The sequence below is a fragment of the Anaerobutyricum soehngenii genome, from assembly GCF_009697165.1.
Taxonomy (GTDB): Bacteria; Bacillota; Clostridia; order Lachnospirales; family Lachnospiraceae; genus Anaerobutyricum; species Anaerobutyricum soehngenii.
Genome location: NZ_VULP01000024.1, coordinates 1 through 21,062, shown reverse-complemented (window position 1 = coordinate 21,062; position 21,062 = coordinate 1). Strand labels below are relative to the sequence as shown.

The window sequence follows — 21,062 nt, the reverse complement described above, 5'->3', positions numbered from 1 at the left end:
ATAATGAATAAATAATGAATAGATAACGAAGAAATAACGAAAACTATATCATCATAAATGTACTCTCGGAATCTTTTTGTGCTTGATTTTGTGAGAAAGACTCCGAGAGTACATCATAATCAATCAGGAGGTCATCATGAAGAAAATTATGATTCTCGGAGCCGGTATCTATCAGGTTCCTTTAATTAAAACAGCAAAAAGAATGGGATTATATACGATTGTTGTCAGCATTCCCGGAAACTATCCAGGATTTGCTTTAGCTGATAAAGTATATTATGAAAATACCGTAGATGATGAAAAGATTCTTGAGATTGCAAGAGCAGAACAGATTGACGGAATCGTTACAACCGGTACCGATGTATGCGTTATCACTATTGGAAAAGTATGCGATGCCATGGGACTTGCCGGACTTTCCTATGAAGCAGCACAGATCGCCGTAGATAAGATGCTTATGAAAACCAAATACGAAGAATACGGTGTACGTACTGCCCGCTTCCGCCAGGTTCTCTTCACAGATCCAGATATTAAAAAGACAATCGAGGGACTGGAATTCCCACTGATCTTCAAGTCTGTAGACTCCTCAGGCAGCCGCGGAATCACTCGTGTAGATTCCTATGAAGAATTTGACTCTGCTATGCAGTATGTAAAAGAAAACACAAGAAAAGACTACTTCTTGATCGAAGAATTTGTAGAAGGCGAAGAATTCGGAGCACAGGCATTCGTATACAACGGAGAAGTACAGTTTATCCTCCCTCATGGAGATTACGTTTTCCACGGAGACACCGGCGTACCAATCGGACACTTTGCACCATATAACTTAAGCGAAGATGTCATCGAAGATGCCAAAGCACAGCTTCGCGGCGCAGTAAAAGCAATGCAGCTTGACAACTGTGCTATCAATGCCGATTTCATCTTAAAAGACAACAAAACCTACGTATTAGAACTCGGCGGACGCTGCGGCGCTACCTGCCTTGCTGAGCTAACATCTATTTACTACGGATTTGACTACTACGAAAAGATTTTAAAAACTGCTCTTGGCGAAGACCCTGCCTTTACATTTGACAAACCATTTGTACCAAATGCCAGCCATCTTCTCATGAGTGATAAAGACGGAATCATCAAGTCCCAAACAGACCATAATGAACCAAATGATAATATTTATGAAGTTGAATTCGATTATCAACCGGGCGATGAAGTACATAAGTTCCACGTAGGACCACATCGTATCGGACATATCATCACCAAAGGAGAAACCTTAGAAGATGCCCAGAAACTGCTCTTCGAAGCTATGGATAAAGTAGAGATCGTAGTAGAGTAGAAGATGATAAGCAAAAAAGAAGGAATGATTTTGTGTTTTCATTTTGTTCCGTTGCGCTAAACGCTTCTTTTTTGCTCTATCCGTAATACCTACCTCGATTTATCAAAGGTACATGGTAAAAATACCGGTAAAAATCATCCCTCCAATTTATCAAAGTCAGAAAATAAATACGAAAGTAAAAAACAATAGCATAGATCTGTAATGTCGGAGCAAGAGCAAATGCCAGACAGGCATTTGGCTCGCAGCGACTATCTTTACAGATCTATGCCATTGTTTTTTACTTTCGTATTTATTTTCGTCTTTACTTTCGTTTTTTAAACATTTTCAATACTGCTGCCATCTGTTTTCTTAACGCGATTGCAGCTGCTGCTACCACAAGAATCAATACAGCATATCGGAAATACCATGCTACTTTGTAAAGATTCATGGACAACAGGTTGATCGCACCGTATACCACTGCGATAAGAAGCGTTTTACGAAGTGGAACAATAACCATTCCTGTGATTTTATGCTCAAGAATTCCCTGCACGAGCAGAAGTATGATATAACTGAACGCTGTCGTATAGGCAGCCGCCATATAACCAAAATTCAGGATACATACATAATTTAAAATAACATTTAATACCATCGTTCCAATTGTTCCGGCTGCTACATACTGGGTTCTCTTGTAATAATTCTGGAGAGCAGAATAGCTGTAACTATAGAAACGGAACAAGGTTCCGGATACCATTGGAGCAATGAGCCATACTGCCGGCCTGTACTTTGCCGGGCCAAGAATAGCGATTGCTTCCGGTGCGAGCATAACAATCACCCAGGAAAGAATTCCAAACATATGCATAACCGATGTCCATGGTTTCGCAACTTCTTTTTCTTCCCCCTGTGATATTTTGGCATAAAGCCATGGAATCCATGCATTCCATACCGAATCCTCAAGAATCCATATGATAAAAGAAATCGTTGTCGCAAGTGCAAAGATTCCTGCCGCTTCATTGCTGATCATTTTCTGAATCATAATCTTGTCTGACTGATTCATAATCTGAATCGACAATGCTTCTGGTATAAGTGGAAGGCTGAATGCCAGTCCGTATTTCCAATATTTTAAATTAATAAACTTCTTACCCTGTGTCCAGATAACAATAGCAACGATCGCCCCTCCGATAATCTGTGGAACATAGTAGCCGATCACACGACGGTCAACAAGCTGATCAACGAGTCCCTGCACCCGACCTCGGTAAATAAGCCAGATTGAAAGGAAGGTTCCCGGCACGATCGTAAGCAAGGTTGCCATCGTACTAAACTTATATTTAAGAACCTGTTTATCTCTTCGCTGTACATAGAGCATACTTGTATAAGTAAATACATAGAGGAAACAGGAATAAAACATCAAATCATCCATCTGGCAGAAGTCCTGTACCTGCGTCTTAAAGATCATGCAGATTCCAAAGAAAAATGCGATCGCGATGTAAGATAATGTATGTACGCTTGATACATACCCATTATAATCCTCTTCAAAATCATTCTTTGCTACATCCACACTTCTCCAAAGACATAATGACATGACCGTATATGCAATCAGTAGCCAGGATTCGTACGTACGGACTATACCATATTGCGCCTGTGTCAATAACCTAGAATAGATCGGGGTTACAGCAAAGGTCAGTCCTCTTGCAAAAAGCTGTGCCAGGATAAAGAAAAATCCTGAGGTAAAGGCTCTTTTATTCAAAGAGGCATCTTTATTCTTTCCTGCCATAATCCGTCCTCCATCTAATAATTATCCTGTTAGTTTCTCTGTCAGATACCTGTTGTAATCCATTATCGCTATTAAATACTTCCATTAATCCTGTACCTTACATACGATCATACGAAGCTTACCATTCTTATCCGGTGGAATAGAATCCATCCAATCATACACAATCTCAAACGGATGCTTGAACTTCGCATTTAACTTTGCGGTCATATCTTTCTCGACTTCTTCCTTACTCAGCTTAGACTCCGCCTTATTATGTACACACTGAATATGAATCTTATGATACGTTTCCTGAATAAAACGCATCTGAAGTATATCTTCACAGTGGGCAATGATCGGGGCAATTTCAAAGAAAGTAGTCACTTCTCCTGTCTCATAACGGAAAAAGTCATTCATTCTTCCCTGTACACTTGTGATATAGCGGACACCATCCCGAACCTCGCAGGTTCCCCTGTCTCCAATCGCATAATTAATAAGTGGTAAATCTGTTTTATAAAGTGGTGTAACTACAATATTACCCTCTTTCGCCGGACGATTCTTTTCATCGTAAATATTTACCACAAAAGAATCATTATGGACCGTATATTCTTTATTATCAAAAAGCCGTACCATCGCCGCACCAGTCTCTGCAGTTCCATAAGAATCAATAATTCCCGGTCCAAGAATCTCCGCAAAGAGCTTTCTTGCTGTATCGTCTATCTTCTCTCCGGTAGGACAGTAAAACTTCGGCTTCTCAAGCTCCACATGATTCTGTTTACAGTACAGACAAATACGCATAAATTCACTCTTATTCATATATAAAAAGTCTGGCTTATAAGCATTAATCTGCTTCACAATCTCCGGCTCCGGCGCATACTGATCGACAAAGCCACGACGAAGAATCCCAAAATGCTGTAAAAATGTATCACTGCCTCCGGAAATACTATGGGCACTCTTACGACTCATTGTCTTGCCTTTAAATGGATTATAACCGGCACACATCATAACTCGGAACCAGTTCGCCATATTATATGCCTTCTCTTTCGGAGAAACAAGTAACATCAGAGGAATTCCTGAAGAACCACTCGTTGTATCATGAAACCAGCAATCATACTTCGGATCCTTCGCCTCCTCATTCATCCATGCACGAAGCTCATCCTTCGTAAGTAACGGAAGCTTAGACAGATCATCCCCTGTACGAATATCCTCCGGCTTCACTCCAGCCTCATCAAATCTCTTCCTGTAAAATGGAATCTCATATGCCCGTTTTACAAGCTTTCTTACACGCTTATCCTGTGTGCGCATAACCCCGTTAAAATCCTCTGGAATCTTTGTCTTCATCTTAAACAGATCAAAAAAAAGCAACACATTAACCAGCTTTCTCTCTAACTTTTCAAACATAACTTCTTCCTTTCCGGCTTCCCCTGACCAATACCAATTCTCACAGGCTACCTTCATAACTCTACTTTATCTTTAAGAATTGCTCCATAGCTCCATCAAAAAAGCCTTCACAATCCTGTAAATATCTTAAATATTGTATATAAGAAAAATTATTTTGTCAATCTTTGTTCTATAAAAAAGAAAGACATCCTTCGTGGCCAGGATGCCTTAAAACTAACTATTTTAATTTAATTATTTGATAACGATTTTAACTACTTTTTTACCAGCTTCAGTATTCTTAGTAGCTTTAACTTTGATTACAATTTTGTAAGTACCTTTCTTGATACCTTTTTTAACTGTAACTTTACCTTTTTTGCTTACTTTGATATACTTTTTAGCTTTTTTACCTTTTACTGTGTAAGTAGCACCAGCAACTTTTACGCTGAATTTCTTAGCTTTTTTCTTTAAAGAAGAAGCTTTGTAAGCTTTCTTAGCTGCAACTTTAGTTGTCTTTGTTGCAGCAGCAGCTTTGTTTACTGTGTATGTTACTGTAGCAGTTCCTTCGAAAGCTCCAATACCTTTGATTGATACTGTGTATGTTCCAGCATCAGTCTTTGCTGCAGCGTTTACATAAACGAAATCCTGACCAGCGATTAATGTCTTTCCATTAATTGTAACTGTAGCTGGTAACTGAGCTTTTCCTGTATATACTGTAGATACAGCTGCTTTCTGTCCTGCGATAGTTGCCTTAGTTGCTGATGGTGCTGCAGCGTTTACTGCTGCAGGTGCCATAAGCATAACTGCAAGAAGAACTGCTGCTACTTTTTTCATAGTTTTCATAATTTATTTGCCTCCTTTTGACAAAAACCTTTTTTTGCCACGACAGGTTTATGTCCTAAATTATAATAAATACTTATTAAATATACAATATATTTAATTAAGTATTATTAGCTTATCTAATTTTTTTCTCATCTGGTCCATAATAAGATCCATACTTCGTATACTTACCATAACGACCATAATACTTCTGGAATGCTCCACCTTTTACCTCTGCACGGTTCAATACCACACCAAGGAGAGGACATCCTACTCGGTCTATCTGCTGCAGGGACTGTTTAACAATATTTTTAGGAGTCTCTGCGCAACGCACTACTAAGACCGCTCCATCACTCATACTTGCAATTAACGCACCATCTGAAATATTATCCAGCGGTGGTGTATCAATAATCACATATCTATAATCTTCTGATAAACGATTCAAAAGTTCTTCTAACCTTGGATCTTCTAATAAAGCGGATGGATTCTCTAACAGTTCCGCAATCGGAACCCAATGTCCATTCGGAATATTTGTTTCATAAACAACATCCTCATATTCCGCCATTCCGGAGAGATAATGATTAATTCCCTCTTCAACACCTTGCATCTTCAAAATGGTATTATGCTCTGACTTACGTAAATCTACATCTACCAATACTGTAGGAAAACCAGCTTCTGCCAAAAGCTTCCACAAATGAACAGACACTGTACTTTTCCCTTCATTAGGAACACTACTTGTAATCAATATCTTTTTTGTATTCTTTCCACAAAACTTTATATTTACTCTTAAACGATTTAACGCTTCTTCTGCCGCATACGGCATATCCTCTATTGTTAAATTTAACTTCTTCATTATTTACTTTTCCTTTCCTGCTGCCTTTTTATATTCCTTTAATTCTTGTAATGCTTCAATATCAGGAATAACTGCTAAAGGTACGATATCAAAATATTTTTCCATATCTTCTGCTGTGTGAATCGTATCATCCATCAAATATTTGATAACGATATATAAACAGTAAAGGAATGCTCCAAGGAATGCTCCAATTAAAGTAAACTTCATATAACTTGGACCATCCTGTGTGTCAGGAAGCTTTGCCTTCTGCGCCATATTCGGTGCATTCGTACTCATTGTCTTCGGCAAATAATCTACCGATATTTCCATTAATGTATTGGCAATATCTCTTGCCTCTTTCGGATCTGTACTTATGACATCAATATTCAAAATTCGAGTATCCTGTGGATTATCCAGAGTAATCATCTTAGCCAACTCATCAGAATCCATATCTAAATTCAGTTTATTAATTACCTGTTCAAGAACCGGATAACTTAACATCAACTGCTCATAATCCGCTGTAAGAGATGTACCAATATTTAAAGCGTCTAAATCTACCACTGAATTCTTAGACGCAGATACAACATACATCTTCGCTGTAGACTTATATGTAGGCTCGATACAAAAATAAGAAATCGCATTAAACAATACCGCCCCGATAAGAAAGCTCAATACGATATAATGTAACTTATCTAATAAGGTCCAGCCAATCTCTACTAAATCAATTTCTGCTTCATCATCCATTCCTTCCGAAAAATTCATCGGTGAAATAGTTCTTCCGCCTTTAATCACTTCAAATTCCGGACTGTTTTCTTCTTGTTTATTAATCAGACTCATTTTTCCCCTCGTTCCTCTTATTTATTCTGCTTTTTTAAAAAATAACTTCATTGCAACATCACCCAGACTAGTTTTATCCACAGTAAATGCATTAAACCCAAGCCTGTCTAGCGCATTGGTTCCATCTATAGATAACTCACCTTTATCTTCACTCATAATAATGGTATTCGCAAGATTACCCATCTCTCCAACACTCATATCTGTTACCATATAGTCACTTAGATCATTATAAAAAGTATTGATAAACCCACTATCACTTTTCAACTTATTCTTAAAAATCGGATAAAGTGCGTCGATATATTCCTTCTGTCTTCGCATACGACAAACATTCGTCCCATCACCTACATTCATACGATCATGAACATAATGTAATGCCTGGTCATCCGTAAGAGTAACCGTCTCTCCCATCTTCAGTGAAGAATCAGATTGAGAAAAATCATCCTCTATTGTAACAGGCACTCCGCCCGCAAGATGATTAATAACCTTAATCGCATCAATATTCATCGCAATATATCCATCTATCTTAATTCCATAAAGCATATTAGATACTGCATCAACTGTATTCTCACAACTAGATTCCATTCCATCCCCATTTGCATGAGCAAAAGCGATCTGTACCTTTGTCGTTGCCAAATAAGAGCCATCTTCATCAAGAGACTTCACATCGGTTATCGAATCACGATTAATCGGAAGCTTATAATAGGTATTCTCCTTTGTATTTAAAACAATCAACTCCAAAACATCACTCTGTCCAGTTCCGTTTGTCTCGGAATTCCTTTTCTTAATACCTCTGCTGTCTTCTCCAATATAAAGATACGTCTTTACATCCCAATTCGGCTTACACTTCACACCGTTAATTGTCACAATATCTTTATCCAACTCTGCTGTACTCTGTTCTTGATCCACTTTTTTCTTACTATTATTATGTTCAGGCAAAACCGTTGCAACACCAACTATCGCAATACAGATTACCGCAAATACCAGCACTACTAAAGAAAACTTTTTGTAAAGCTTTACTTTTTCTCCCTTTGCGTAATGCTTTCTTTTCATTTAAAACACCCCTATCATTAAAAAATGCTATGAATTAATGCGGTCCCAGCCTCCGGATTCATCTTCTCACACACAATAAGTACCATGAGTATTATAAACAAAATAACACTTATAACAATCGAAATCTTCTTTGACATTTACCTTTCCTCCCTATTTAGTAAATAAAGGGCCTGTGCATCCATCTCATCCATAAAAGCCTTTCCCATCTTCTTTTCCAAAGCATTACGACCTTTTATGAGATTCGGTGCCCTATGATGAACACCGTGACAATCACTTCCTAAAAAAATCATACCCTTCTTCTTAAGCATTTTAAAAATCTGTCTTCGTTCCCCCCACTGTTCAAAACTCTCTGCATTAATCTGAACATAAACAGGAAGTTCCAACAATTCATATATCTTCTTTTTATTCCCCGGGATTGTTAAAAATCTCTCTAAATGAGCCAGCAAAACTTTCATTCTGCGTCGTTCTAATATATATTTAATCTCATCTATATCCGCCTTCGTCCATGGAGAAAACGGCATCTCTAAAAGAAGCAAATCAGTACCCTGATATGTTAAATCTTCTAGACGCTCTGCTCGACTTATGCCCGAAAAAAAAGCCACTTCCGCCCCTACCACAATCTCAGGATATTCGTCTTTTTCTGTCAAACACTGCTTTAATTGTTCAAAAGCATTCTGCCTTCTGTCCAGAAATGAAGAAATTCTATCCTCTGTGGCATAAAAATGAGACGTAGCCGCTATAATATCTACACCTTGTGAAGCCGAGATTTGCAGCATCCCCAATGATTTTTCAACATTACGACTCCCATCATCTATCCCCGGCAAAATATGAGAGTGAAAATCTATTACTGGCATTCTCTTTTCCCTCCTATGTAATTTATCTGTAACCTATCTGTAATTTATCCTTAATCACAAAACTAAGAGGTATTCTCTCCATATAATTACAAGAAGAAAATAACCCCTCTCTTTCTTTTTACTATTCTATACTAAGATATAAAAAATTGCAATGTATTATATCACAATAATATTCAAAAAAATAAGATTTTCTTTACAAAATATACAATTTTTGATTTACATATTTGATATAGACGAAAAAAAGAAAGCAATCTATCCGAGAAATTAAATCTCAAGTGACTGACATTCAAATTGCTATATATACTTGAAATTTAGTTACATCAGATACACCAGATGTGGAATGATTACTGCAGGATTACAGAGATGCACAATAGAATTTTATGCTGAATTGTAAGAAGACTGAGTACAATTCAGCATAAAGATACTCACTTCTGGACAATCCCCATTCTTATCAATTGTAGGTTTCAGATAGTCAGAAAAAAGAATGGTTATAAGTATTGCATTTTGTGACTTTGTGCTATGGAATTCTGACCATAGGAACTTGGGACTCGTTTTTTCCAAGTTCCTGTTTTTCTGAGCAGAATGGAATGCTTAGCACAACGGAACAAAATCAAACTTATAACCATTCTTTTTTCGTCTACACCAAATCTACAATCAAACTTTCATTAATATCAGGCTCCATATTGGAGTTGTGATCAGTGAAGCTGCTGTGGAAAACACAACGAGTTTTACGGAAAATTCTTCTTCACAGTCATATTTAGAAGCAAGGATCGTTGTAGTTGCTCCAGCCGGCATTGCTGCAAGAAGTACACTGACACCTTTAACAAGACTGTCCATCTGCAGCATCCAGCATGGAAGGAATACACAAAACGGAATAAAGATCAAACGAACCACACTGTAGAAAAGCACATCTTTATCCACCAGAGTTCTTGGATCCGCATCGGCAAGTATCATTCCAATTACAAGCATGGACATTGCCGTATTACAGTTACTTATCGAAGTAATCGTTTCCTGTAAGAAATGTGGCGGCCGCCATCCGGTCAACATTAAAACTACTCCGATCTCGCAGGCAATGATACATGGATGACTAAATATCTTTTTTAACATTTCCTTTTTCGTCGGTGCTTCCGTAAATACAGAAACACCTTCTGACCACATCATGATTCTTTGTGGAATCAGATAGATAGAAGCCAGTGTAAGACCCATCATTCCATATACACCCTGTGCGATTGGGTTGCCAAGAAAACCTGCATTCGAGCAAATGGTTGCATAACGCAGACATTTCTTTCTTTTTACAGAACATTTATTATATAATACACTGCCTAAGATAACACAAAACACCTGAATTAATATAGAAATGATCAGAATTACCATAAAGTCCTGCGCAATTTTCGATGAAAACTTTATCATAAAAGAAAAGATAATATTACATGGCAAAATAAGGTCAATAACAAGATTCGTCATGCTTTTCTGTCCTTCCTTGCCAATCACTTTGGTCTTTTTCAAAATCAACCCAATAATAATCAGGGCAAACATCATCAACTGTAAATTTACTAATTCTTTCACTCTTGTGTATCTCCGTTTCTCTGTTTAGAAAAAATACTTTCTACGCTAATAGCGCTTTATCACTGCTAAATTCTTCTCCGGCAACTACTTCAAATTTACGAAGTAAATCTTCTACGGTAAGTTTTTTCTTTTCCTCGCCAGCAATATTTAAAACAATTTTTCCTTCATGCATCATGATCAGGCGGTTACCATGTGCGATCGCATCCTTCATGTTATGGGTAACCATCATCGCTGTTAGATTATTTTCTTTAATAATACGGTCAGAAATCTCTAATACCTTCTGCGCTGTCTTGGGGTCAAGGGCAGCTGTATGCTCATCAAGAAGTAATAGCTTCGGCTTTTGTAATGTCGCCATCAACAGTGTTAACGCCTGTCTCTGTCCGCCTGAGAGAAGTCCTACCTTTGCTTCCATACGATCTTCTAATCCCAGATCAAGCATCTTTAAAAGTTCTCTGTACTTCTCTTTTTCTGCCTTAGTAATACCCCAGCAAAGTCCACGACCCTTTCCACGACGCGCCGCAAGTGCAAGATTCTCCTGAATCTCCATTGTTGCCGCTGTACCTGTCATCGGATCCTGAAAGACACGCCCAAGATACTTTGCTCTCTTAAATTCTGGAATACCTGTAACGTTAATCCCATCAATTGTAATACTTCCGTTATCTACTGGCCACACACCGGCAATCGCATTCAATGTTGTGGACTTTCCTGCACCATTTCCACCAATAATTGTAACAAAATCACCATCATCAAGATGAAGATTAACTCCATTTAACGCCTTCTTTTCATGAATTGTTCCCGGATTAAATGTCTTTTTAATATTTACAAGGTCTAACATACTATTCGGCTCCTTTCTTTGCGGCTTTAGCAAAAGAATTCCTTGATTTTGCTCGAAGATATGGCACAGCAAGGAAAATAGCTACGATAATCGCAGTAAATAACTTCAGATCATTTGTCGGCATCTTAAGCCAAAGTACAATACCAACAACAATGTAATAGATGATTCCACCGATTACTACAAAAATAAGTCTTCCCATAAAGTTCAGGTGCTTAGCCAATAATGCTTCTCCAAGAACTTCTCCGATTATTACAGCCGCAAGACCAATAACGATGGCGCCACGACCCATGTTGATATCCGCAAATCCCTGGTATTGTGCAATAAGCCCACCTGCAAGAGCAACCAGTCCATTAGAAAGAGCAAGGGCAAGAATCTTCATAAAATCTACATTAATTCCCTGTGCCTTTGCCATATTCGGATTACATCCTGTCGCACGAAGTGCACAACCCTGCTCTGTTCCAAAATACCAATATAAAATACAGATAATAACAAATGCAAATATTACGCTGACAAGAATGGATTTCTGTACCTCCCGTAAAGAAACAAGAAGATTATACTTATCTACACTCAATGCCTGATTTGCCATACCCATAATATTTAAGTTAATAGAATACAGGGCAATCTGACTTAAAATGCCTGCCAAAATATCTGGAATTCCAAGTACCGTATGTAAAAATCCTGTTACAAAACCAGCCACAAGCCCTGCTGCAAAAGCTATAAGAAGTGCAGTTGGCACTGACCAGCCGTTAATGACGAGCATAACCGTAACCGCTCCACCAGTAGCAAAAGAGCCATCCACTGTCAGATCTGCAAAATTCAGTACACGAAATGTCAAATACACTCCTAAAGCCATAATTCCCCAAATAACACCCTGCGCGATATTTCCCGGCAAAGCACCGATCAGTGTCGGTACACTCAAAGAAGCAAAATACGCTGTCATATTCCTAATTCCTCCTAACTTCTAACAGCAACTTAGGGTGTCGCAAAATATCACGACACCCTTCTGTTACTATTGATTAAAATACTTTATAAAGTAAAATACATTAGACCCTACTGTGCAATTGCTGTATATCCATCTGGAACCTTGATTCCCAGCTCGTTACAGATGTCTTTGTTGTATTCCTTTGTTACCTTTGGTGCAGATTGTACTTCCATAGTAGAAACATCCGTACCCTTTGTAAGAATCTCTGCAGCCATCTTACCTGTTTCATATCCAAGATCATAGTAGCTGATAGATAAAGTAGCTACACCACAACCAGAACAAATTCCCTCTTCACCTGCAATAATAGGTTTCTTTGCTGGCACCGCAATATTTTTAATAATCTCTGTACAAGATGCCGCTGTATTATCTGTAGGAACATAAAGAACATCACTTCCAGAACATGCAGAAGTTGTTACAGAAGCAACATCATTAGAATCTGCAAAACTGTACTCTGTACATTTATATCCGTATTTATTAAGGGACTCTTCAATCTTTTTAGCCTGATATACTGAGTTAGGCTCCGCAGAACAGTAGAGAATACCAACATTCTTCGCATCCGGGAACATCTCATGAAGTAAATCCGCCTGCTGATCTAATGGTGCAAGATCAGAAGTACCAGAAATATTTCTTCCTGTTGTTCCAGACCAGTCACTAAGATCCAACGCTGTCGCATAATCTGTTACAGCAGTTCCGAGAATCGGAATCGTATCTGTAGCTGCTGCCGCTGCCTGAAGAGAAGCTGTCGCATTCGCAAGAATTAAATCATCTCCATCAGATACAAACTGATTCGTAATAGTTGTACACATTGCAGAATCACCCGCTGCATTCTGCTCATCAAATTTAACTTTATCCTTACCAAGTTCATCAATCAAGGCTTCCTTAAATCCCTTTGTTGCAGCATCAAGCGCTTTATGCTGCACTAACTGGCAAATACCAATCTTATATACCTTATCTCCAGAAGCCTGAGACTGTGTAGCCTGTGCCTCACTTCCCGCTTCACTTCCACTATTGCTGCTTCCGCAGCCACATAATCCGAGTGCCATAACACCTGCAAGCATAACTGCAAGTATCTTATTCATATGTTTTCTCATCTTTCATTCCTCCCGAAAATTCAAATTAGAACTGTGTATTCAAGCCCGATCTGCCAAATCTTCTATACTTATACTGTATCTTATACTGCTTATACAAACCACATCCAGTACAAACTACATCCAGGAATACCTCAATATTCTTATTACAAGATGCGCATCATACAACACATAACCTAACATAACAAGGCACTTTCTCATTCACAGTTCTGCACTTTTAACATTAAAAGTGTTAAATTTATTATCTATTCTATTCCTTTTCCTTCCAAAATGCAAGTAAAAAATGAATTTTTTTTATTTTTTCTTGCATTTTAAGTGACCTACAAGCAAACTTATGTTATGATAGTTTTTGGGATTATTACTATAAATTTTTCAGTTATTTTACATGTATTCTCAGAATCTTTTTATGCTTGATTTTGTGAGAAAGACTCCGAGAGTACATTTACATCGAATGGAGGTTATTTTTTTGGATAATGTACATTGGAGGAACATTATGACAGAAAAACTGGAGAAACTGAAGCAGGGTTACACAAACTTAAGCGAATGGTTAGAACACATCATGGCCGTGATCGTTCTCATCGCCATCGTAATCGCTATTGCTTCCTTATGGGAACCATTTAAAGAATTCCTACATACCCGTACGGAATCCGGTTCCTTCCTTGAATACATGGCAAGCGTATTCGATATCGTTATCGGCATCGAATTTTTCAAACTCTTATGCAAACCACGAAAAGATACAATGTTAGAAGTTCTCATGTTCGTAATCGCACGACATATGATCATCGAACATACTACTGCAGTTGAGAACCTTCTCTCCATCATTGCCATCTCTATTCTGATCATCGTAGACCGCTACTTTCTAAAATCAAAAATATTGAATTAAATACTAATTTGATGGACTAAAGAGACGAAAAGCAGAAATTTCATATATAATACAATGTGAAGATAGTCGCGGCGTAGAAAATGCCTGTTCGGCATTTTTACTGGCTCCGACATCACATTGTATTATATATGAAATTTCTGCTTTTCTGCTGTTTGGATCCAGAAGGAAATTAGCATTTAGATTTGAGGAAGAATAAGGGGATTGTCCAGAAGTCTATGGTTTTCATTGGGATGAAAATCTCCAGATGGAAATATCTTCTCACTGAATAATTATGAATAATTGTAGGCGGTCTTTTTTCTTTATCGTAGTCTTCTTACAATCCAGCATAAAATTTTGTTTCAGCGGCTGTCTGGTTTTGATAACAAATAACAAATTAGTAATTTATGTTGGAAATATAACAATTTGAGTGTCAATCCTTTAGAATTTAATTTTCCGGAAGACCATAGCCTTCGGGCACATTCCATGTTGTTAAACCATAGATTTAGATAGTCAGAAAAAAGAAATAATACCATATCCCAGATGCGGCTTCGGAGCGTGTTTAAGATGCGAACGAGCATTTTAAACACAGCGACTACAGAGCAGATGGGATATGGTATTATTTCTTTTTTCGTCTACACGAAATCTACAAATTAGTATTTATTTATAGCCTTGAGGATTATTCTTCTGCCAGTTCCATGTATCACGACACATATCCTCTAATGTTCTCTTTGTCTTCCATCCAAGAACCTTCTCTGCCTTCTCTGAATTCGCCCAGAATTCCGGAAGGTCACCTGCTCTTCTCTCACCGATTTCATACTTAATCTTAATATCGTTAGCAGATTCAAACGCATGGATAATCTCCAATACACTATAAGGTGTACCTGTTCCTAAGTTAAATACTTCTACACCTTTATGATCTGCAGCATATTCTACTGCCTTTAAATGACCATTCGCCAAATCCATTACATGAATATAATCACGACGGCATGTTCCATCTTTTGTAGGATAATCTCCTCCGTAAACAGTAAGATGATCTCTTCTTCCTACTGCTACCTGTGCGATATATGGCATCAGGTTGTTAGGAATACCCTGTGGATCTTCACCCATTCTTCCGGACTCATGTGCTCCAATTGGGTTAAAGTAACGAAGTAGAACAACTGTCAGATCTTCATCTGCTTTTGCCGCATCTTCGAGAATCTCTTCCATCATAACCTTTGTCCAGCCATATGGATTAGAACAGCTTCCTCTCTTCATCGTCTCAATGTAAGGAATATCATTCTCCTCACCATAAACTGTAGCAGAAGAAGAGAATACAAACTTCTTCACTCCAGCTTCTCTCATACACTCTAATAATGTAAGAGTGGTATCGATATTATTTCTATAATATTCAATTGGTTTCTGAACAGACTCACCAACTGCCTTAAGACCTGCAAAATGAATGACACAATCAATCTTATTCTCTTTAAAAATCGTAGTCATAGCTGCTTTATCTTTAACATCTGCCTCATAAGAAACTACCTTTTTGCCGGAAACTTCCTCTACACGATTCACTGCTTCCGCACAGCTATTACAATAATCATCTACAATAACTACATCATGGCCTGCTGCCAATAATTCCACTGCCGTATGGGAACCAATATAACCAGCTCCCCCTGCTAATAAAATATTCATCCCAAAAACTCCTCTTAAAAACTTTGTAAATAAACGGTTTCTAGTAAAAGTTTACCGCAATTTTTAGTAAAAATCAAGATGTATATAATTTTAAGCTAAAAAAATCTCAAGAAAATAAATTCTCACTCTTTTCCTTCAAGATTAAACCAAATTAAATCAAAAACAAAAAAACCAGAAACTTTATAATAAAATTTCTGGTTTTTCTCTCTTTTATCCCATTTATCCCATCAATTACTACTTAGCAGCTGTTGTCTCTTCTGCCTTTTCTGTAGATGTGGAATCCGCACTCTTTAAAGATAACTGTGCCCAAAGTTTCTGGTCTACATCCTTGTTGTAATCCCACTTCTTCTCAAGCTTCTTCGTCCAGTTGTCATACTTTTTCTGGAAAGCTTCAGACTGTTTCTGCTCTTTTAAAGACTTTTTATTACTTTCAGTCTCTTTTTTATCTGTATAAGCGACAAGCTTAGCGATAACATAACCATTATTACATTCTAAAACTTTATCTGCGATGTCGCCGTCTTTCATGCCTTTCATGACACCTTCAAATGCTTCACCTTCTTCAGATTCTCCTGCTGCATAAGACTCATCTGTATTAGAATAATTCTGCTCTTTGGCAACTTTTTTAATCGTCTTCTTACCACTCTGAATCTCTTTAAGTGCTGCTTCTGCCTTAGCCTTTACAGCTTTCTTTTCTTTCGCACTCATCTGTGTTGTCTTGCCCTCTTTATCTGTCTTCGTTGTGGCAAATACAACTCTGTAGATTGTAGACTTTCTCGCCTCATCTTCTGTTACAGTAACTTTTTCTTTACTTTCAACCTTTTCCTGAACTTTCGATGCTAATGTACTGTCTCTGTAAATCTTCTCAACATCCTCACGAGTAGCTCCACATTCCTTCATTGCCTTCTTACCAGCCTTATCCTGATAATAGGAAAGAGCAGAATCACTACACTGCTGCTTCTCCTCATGTGTTAACTTGCAGTCGTATTTATCCGCTTTCTTATTAAGAATGATATTCTGTTTCATCTGGGAAATAACCTGTTTCTTTACATACGCTTCAAATGTCTGGTCCTTCCCGTCATCATCCTGACCCATAGACATACTCCAGAAGTCACTTCCGTAATAGCTGCTGTAAGTCTTCTCATACTGTGCTCCAAGCATCTTAGCATACAGCCACGCTTCCTTCAATGTTACATCTGTACCGTCATAACTGAATAAAACTTTATTTCCATCCTGTGTTTTTGTTCCCTTTCCGCTGCTTGATGTAGAACAGCCTGTCATAAGACCCATAGCCATGATCACTACAAGAACAAGGGAAAGAACCTTTGTTAACTTCGCCTTCATTATTAACCTCCTATAATCTTAATGTACTCTCGAAATCTTTTTCATTAAAACTCCGAGAGCACATTTTACACTACATTTTTTTATTATAGTACAAATCGAAGAATACAACAAGTGAATTCTGGATTGTAGATTTCGTGTAGACGAAAAAAGAAATACTGCCCTATCCCATCTGCTCTGTAGTCGCTGTATTTAAGATGCTCGTCCGCATCTTAAACACGCTCCGAAGCCGCATCTGGGATAGGGCAGTATTTCTTTTTTCTGACTATCTAAATCTATAATTGGTGAGAATAAGGGGATTGCCCAGAAGGCTATGATTTTTAATCAAATAACTGTTCCGACATAAGAAAATATTCTCCTCTGGAGATTTTTATTCTAGTGAAAACCATAGACTTCTGAACAATCCCCTCTTCCTCAAATCCAAATACTAATTTCCTTCTGGAACCAAAAAACAGAAAAGCAAAAATTTGATATAAAAGAAAATGTGATGTCGGAGCTAGTAAAAATGCCGGTCAGGCATTTTCTACGAAGCGACTATCTTCACATTTTCTTTTATATCAAATTTCTGCTTTTCGTCTCTTTAGTCCAGTAAATTAGTAGTTGTTTAAATGTTCTTTGATATAAGGTTCTACTACTTTTTCGAATTCTTCGTCTCTTAACCACCACTGATCATGTGTTGTTTCTTCGATTAATTTTCCTTCGGTTGTGTATACCGTTACCTTTTTATCTAAATCACCTACAAATGCAACAAGTTCTTCGAATTTAACTTTCACAACATTATCTGCTCCGGCAAAGTCTTTTTCTGCATGGTCTGTTACGTAGAGATAACTTTGTACAAATGCATTATCAAAGTATGTACCTTTTTTAATCTGCTGATGGATATGTCCGATATATGTAAGCTGTTCTTTCTGGAGAGAAACTCCTAACTGTTCTTTGATCTGATGAACCATTGCTTCTTCGTGTGTTTCTTCTGGGTCAATGTGACCGGATGTAAGGATGTCGTATGCTCCTTTGTATACAATGTCATTATCGGCTCTTTTTTGTAAGTAAAACCAGAGCTGATCCTCCTTTTTTTCTGCTAACCAGAAGTGTACTACCTGATGTAAAAGTCCTTTTGTATGTACCTCTTCGTATGGCGCTACACCAATTACGTTATATAAACTGTCATAAATCTTATAATTTTTTTCTTCCATAATTTAATATCCTCCTTGCATATATGCAATCGTTCTAGTGTGCCGCAAGTCGGTACGCTAGGTGTTTTCCCTACATTATTGTATCTCATTTCTGGAAAAATACCAGAGTTTTTTTACATAAAATTAGAGATATTGCTTTATCACGTTGTTTCCTATTTAAGACAAAAATTATCTGTTTGATTTTCGGAGATTATCGCATATAATAACAGTTGATATGTTCTGTGCATTTGAACGTGATGAACAGAATGATTAGACTTGAATGAAAATGCATGATGAATGAAAGCACATAATAAATGAAAGGATTTTTTATGAAAGAGACTATCTTACTTTATAATTTTGATTCCGCTGCTATCCGCAATAAAATCAAGTTTTTATGTATTCAATCCGGTATTCATATCCGCGTTGTGGAAAAGCAGCAGTATGATGTTCCGATTGGAATACTTGCCTGTGGAAAAAAGGAAGAGATGGCATCTTTTCTTCGTTCAGAGGAATCCGAAAGCAATGCTTCTTTTGATGATCCAATGCTTGTATTTGCCGGTTTTACTGGGACAAAACTTAATCAGTTTTTAAATGCCATGTATAAGCAGAAGATTCCAAGGGTCAATCTAAAGGCAATGCTTACAGAGCACAATGTGAATTGGGATTCTGTCACATTACATGATGAACTTGCTAAAGAGCATGAGGCAATGAACGGGAATTCGCAGAAGTAAAAATATAAAAATATGCAGCGTCAAAACTTGCCGCTGCATTCATCTGCATTTCATCACATTTATGAAATTAAATCTGCAAATAAGTTCTTTAACCGTATCGTCAACACTTTTTACCTGCGAGTCGGAGTCATTGATAATCAGTCCTTCTCGTATTTTTCAATTAAACACTGATGCTCTTTGGTACCTTTATCATAGTTGATTCCCACAAGCAAGATGTCACCAGTGTAGTTCAGTATCGACTCCGGATACCGCTTATCCTTTATCTGCTGCAAAGCTGTTGTTACATCTTTGTTCCATTTCAATTCGACAACCAACACAGGATAAAACGAGCTATATTCGGGTTTTGGTATGAAAACAAAATCTGCAAAACCATTTCCAGCAGGCATTTCACGAATTGGCTTAAAATAATACTGCATTGCACTCAAATAGGCAATCGAGAGAACACTCTATTTGTATATTTAATGATTCCAGTTTTATCTACATAGATTTCAGAATTCAAAGCAACTTGGAACGCAGAATTGTCCGGATTAACAAACATTCCCATGCGTATCACGCTCCTTTCTTGGACAGCATGTTACACCATGCCTATTATACTTTGATTTTACCATCTAGCAGCCCAAACAGCAATCATAACAGTTGATTATTCATGGATTTCTAATGGAAGATTATCTGGATCATGGAAAAATGTCATTTTCTTTCCAGTGTAATCATCTAAGCGTACCGGTTCTGTTGCTATTCCTTTTGCATTAAGCTCTTTAACCGTATCGTCAACACTTTTTACCTCAAATGCCAGATGGCGTAATCCCAATGCTTCCGGATAATTTACACGAGCTGGAGCATTTTTTATGATAAAAAGTTCTATTTCCTGCGACCCACACGCCAGATCAATCTTGTAATCATCGCGTTCTTTTCGATAATTTTCTCTGATCACCTTAAATCCAAGCAGATCCACATAAAAATGTTTTGATTTTTCATAATCGCTTCCAATGATTGCAATATGATGAATGGTATCGAACATAACCCTCACCTCCGTTTTTCATAATGGTATACTTCCTCTCATATTTTGAGAAGATTGTATCAGAAAATTAATTGCAGTAACAGGTACGGATGATTACCTGCTTACCCGTATATGAATAAAAAGATGCAGTTTCTTCATAAATGAAATTATATTCTACAAGAGAACAGTCTACTTTCAAGTTATAATAAAAAATCTTCCAAATCTGGATAATCTGTAATGTGTTTTCTTACATAATTCCTCTTAAATGCTGCAAAAATACTCCTCCTACTTAAAGAACTCCTTAAGCTTTTAATATATCGTTGTGATTCTGGATTTTTTCTATGGTTTTCTAATGTTTTATATAAAACATTCATAGATTCTGCTAATCGGTCTACTCTATATTGACAAGCAGCCTGCCGAATCCCTGTATTCCGTTTTTCAAAAGATGCCTGTATAAGTTCTGCTGTCATGACTGCACATTCTTCGTCAACTAAACTATGTACACTTACCTTCCCCTCTTCATAGCTTTGTTCCAATTTTTTCTCTGGGTCCTCAGCACAGCAATCTATAATTTTATCATCATATCTTGCTTCTTTTTTCAAATTATTGCAATGTGGGCACGCATAAAACAAATTATTCCAATCAAAAACTCTTTCTCGTATTTTTCTACCATGATGTGGTCTTAAATGTTCTACTTCTGGATCAGAAAGTCCGCCTAACTCACAAATGTAGCATTTATCATTGGAATCTTCTTTTAATTGCTGTATAACATCTGGCTCATTATAACTTCCATGTGCTTTTTGTTTTTCAATAGCTAATGATATCGGAGGAATCGGATTTCTGTGTATCTTTATCATATTCCTACCCCCTGTTTTCAAATGGTAGTGTCAAAAACTACCCTTTTTTATTGTTCTAAAACGTTTAAAAACCTTGATTTATCGGAGGTTTGCAAATAAAAAGAGCATTACCCCCTTAAATGAAGTATAATGAGTTCACCACAAACACCA

At 37.4% G+C, this 21,062-nt stretch carries 19 protein-coding genes and 1 pseudogene; 3 read left to right on the top strand and 17 right to left on the bottom strand.

Features of this window, described 5'->3' with window-relative positions:
* Positions 1 to 136: 136 nt before the first annotated feature.
* Positions 137 to 1,318 (top strand): ATP-grasp domain-containing protein, encoded by a 1,182-nt coding sequence (locus tag FYJ25_RS10720; protein WP_096241328.1) that lies wholly within the window; start codon positions 137 to 139, stop codon positions 1,316 to 1,318.
* A gap of 301 nt (positions 1,319 to 1,619) precedes the next feature.
* Here the strand turns inward: FYJ25_RS10720 and FYJ25_RS10715 are convergent, their stop codons facing one another.
* From FYJ25_RS10715 to FYJ25_RS10665, 11 genes are all read right to left on the bottom strand, one after another.
* The gene (locus FYJ25_RS10715; RefSeq protein WP_096241329.1) at positions 1,620 to 3,068 is read right to left on the bottom strand and encodes a lipopolysaccharide biosynthesis protein; all 1,449 of its coding nucleotides are present in this window, start codon (positions 3,066 to 3,068) and stop codon (positions 1,620 to 1,622) included.
* An 84-nt stretch (positions 3,069 to 3,152) separates the two neighbouring features.
* Positions 3,153 to 4,502 carry a phenylacetate--CoA ligase family protein gene (locus FYJ25_RS10710; RefSeq protein ID WP_096241330.1) on the bottom strand — a complete coding sequence of 450 codons (1,350 nt, stop codon included), beginning with the start codon at positions 4,500 to 4,502 and terminating at the stop codon, positions 3,153 to 3,155.
* A 174-nt stretch (positions 4,503 to 4,676) separates the two neighbouring features.
* On the bottom strand, positions 4,677 to 5,264 hold the full coding sequence (locus tag FYJ25_RS10705; RefSeq protein WP_154581293.1) for a hypothetical protein: 588 nt from the start codon (positions 5,262 to 5,264) through the stop codon (positions 4,677 to 4,679).
* A gap of 112 nt (positions 5,265 to 5,376) precedes the next feature.
* Entirely contained in the window at positions 5,377 to 6,093 is a 717-nt protein-coding gene (locus FYJ25_RS10700; RefSeq protein WP_154581292.1) for a CpsD/CapB family tyrosine-protein kinase, read from the bottom strand.
* 3 nt (positions 6,094 to 6,096) lie between these two features.
* Positions 6,097 to 6,909, bottom strand: coding sequence for a YveK family protein (locus tag FYJ25_RS10695; protein WP_096241333.1), 813 nt, complete (start codon positions 6,907 to 6,909; stop codon positions 6,097 to 6,099).
* A 21-nt stretch (positions 6,910 to 6,930) separates the two neighbouring features.
* The gene (locus FYJ25_RS10690; protein ID WP_154581291.1) at positions 6,931 to 7,959 is read right to left on the bottom strand and encodes an LCP family protein; all 1,029 of its coding nucleotides are present in this window, start codon (positions 7,957 to 7,959) and stop codon (positions 6,931 to 6,933) included.
* A gap of 137 nt (positions 7,960 to 8,096) precedes the next feature.
* Entirely contained in the window at positions 8,097 to 8,813 is a 717-nt protein-coding gene (locus FYJ25_RS10685; RefSeq protein WP_154581290.1) for a CpsB/CapC family capsule biosynthesis tyrosine phosphatase, read from the bottom strand.
* Positions 8,814 to 9,467: 654 nt separating this feature from the next.
* Entirely contained in the window at positions 9,468 to 10,379 is a 912-nt protein-coding gene (locus tag FYJ25_RS10680) for an AEC family transporter (RefSeq protein ID WP_330578340.1), read from the bottom strand.
* A gap of 40 nt (positions 10,380 to 10,419) precedes the next feature.
* Positions 10,420 to 11,214: an ABC transporter ATP-binding protein gene (locus FYJ25_RS10675; protein WP_096241337.1), complete on the bottom strand. Its 795-nt coding sequence runs from the start codon at positions 11,212 to 11,214 to the stop codon at positions 10,420 to 10,422.
* 1 nt (position 11,215) lies between these two features.
* Positions 11,216 to 12,154, bottom strand: coding sequence for an ABC transporter permease (locus tag FYJ25_RS10670; RefSeq protein WP_096241338.1), 939 nt, complete (start codon positions 12,152 to 12,154; stop codon positions 11,216 to 11,218).
* Between the two features lie 110 nt (positions 12,155 to 12,264).
* Positions 12,265 to 13,287 (bottom strand): ABC transporter substrate-binding protein, encoded by a 1,023-nt coding sequence (locus FYJ25_RS10665; protein ID WP_154581289.1) that lies wholly within the window; start codon positions 13,285 to 13,287, stop codon positions 12,265 to 12,267.
* Positions 13,288 to 13,777: 490 nt separating this feature from the next.
* Here FYJ25_RS10665 and FYJ25_RS10660 point away from each other — a divergent pair, with 490 nt between their 5' ends.
* On the top strand, positions 13,778 to 14,167 hold the full coding sequence (locus FYJ25_RS10660; protein WP_154581288.1) for a hypothetical protein: 390 nt from the start codon (positions 13,778 to 13,780) through the stop codon (positions 14,165 to 14,167).
* A 636-nt stretch (positions 14,168 to 14,803) separates the two neighbouring features.
* Here FYJ25_RS10660 and galE read toward each other — a convergent pair.
* The 3 genes from galE to FYJ25_RS10645 form a co-directional block, all read right to left on the bottom strand.
* Positions 14,804 to 15,817, bottom strand: a complete 1,014-nt coding sequence (gene galE / locus FYJ25_RS10655) for a UDP-glucose 4-epimerase GalE (RefSeq protein WP_096241341.1) — start codon at positions 15,815 to 15,817, stop codon at positions 14,804 to 14,806.
* A gap of 234 nt (positions 15,818 to 16,051) precedes the next feature.
* On the bottom strand, positions 16,052 to 17,158 hold the full coding sequence (locus FYJ25_RS10650; protein ID WP_154581287.1) for a peptidylprolyl isomerase: 1,107 nt from the start codon (positions 17,156 to 17,158) through the stop codon (positions 16,052 to 16,054).
* A 590-nt stretch (positions 17,159 to 17,748) separates the two neighbouring features.
* Positions 17,749 to 18,348, bottom strand: coding sequence for an NUDIX hydrolase (locus tag FYJ25_RS10645; protein WP_096241343.1), 600 nt, complete (start codon positions 18,346 to 18,348; stop codon positions 17,749 to 17,751).
* 308 nt (positions 18,349 to 18,656) lie between these two features.
* Here FYJ25_RS10645 and FYJ25_RS10640 point away from each other — a divergent pair, with 308 nt between their 5' ends.
* Positions 18,657 to 19,058 carry a DUF3783 domain-containing protein gene (locus FYJ25_RS10640; RefSeq protein ID WP_157908611.1) on the top strand — a complete coding sequence of 134 codons (402 nt, stop codon included), beginning with the start codon at positions 18,657 to 18,659 and terminating at the stop codon, positions 19,056 to 19,058.
* 137 nt (positions 19,059 to 19,195) lie between these two features.
* Here the strand turns inward: FYJ25_RS10640 and FYJ25_RS10635 are convergent.
* The 3 genes and pseudogenes from FYJ25_RS10635 to FYJ25_RS14470 all read right to left on the bottom strand — a co-directional run.
* Positions 19,196 to 19,504, bottom strand: a pseudogene (locus tag FYJ25_RS10635) (PD-(D/E)XK nuclease domain-containing protein); the annotation flags it as partial.
* A 194-nt stretch (positions 19,505 to 19,698) separates the two neighbouring features.
* Entirely contained in the window at positions 19,699 to 20,076 is a 378-nt protein-coding gene (gloA2, locus tag FYJ25_RS10630; protein WP_096241345.1) for an SMU1112c/YaeR family gloxylase I-like metalloprotein, read from the bottom strand.
* A gap of 179 nt (positions 20,077 to 20,255) precedes the next feature.
* Positions 20,256 to 20,912 carry an HNH endonuclease family protein gene (locus FYJ25_RS14470; RefSeq protein WP_197702354.1) on the bottom strand — a complete coding sequence of 219 codons (657 nt, stop codon included), beginning with the start codon at positions 20,910 to 20,912 and terminating at the stop codon, positions 20,256 to 20,258.
* Positions 20,913 to 21,062: the final 150 nt, after the last annotated feature.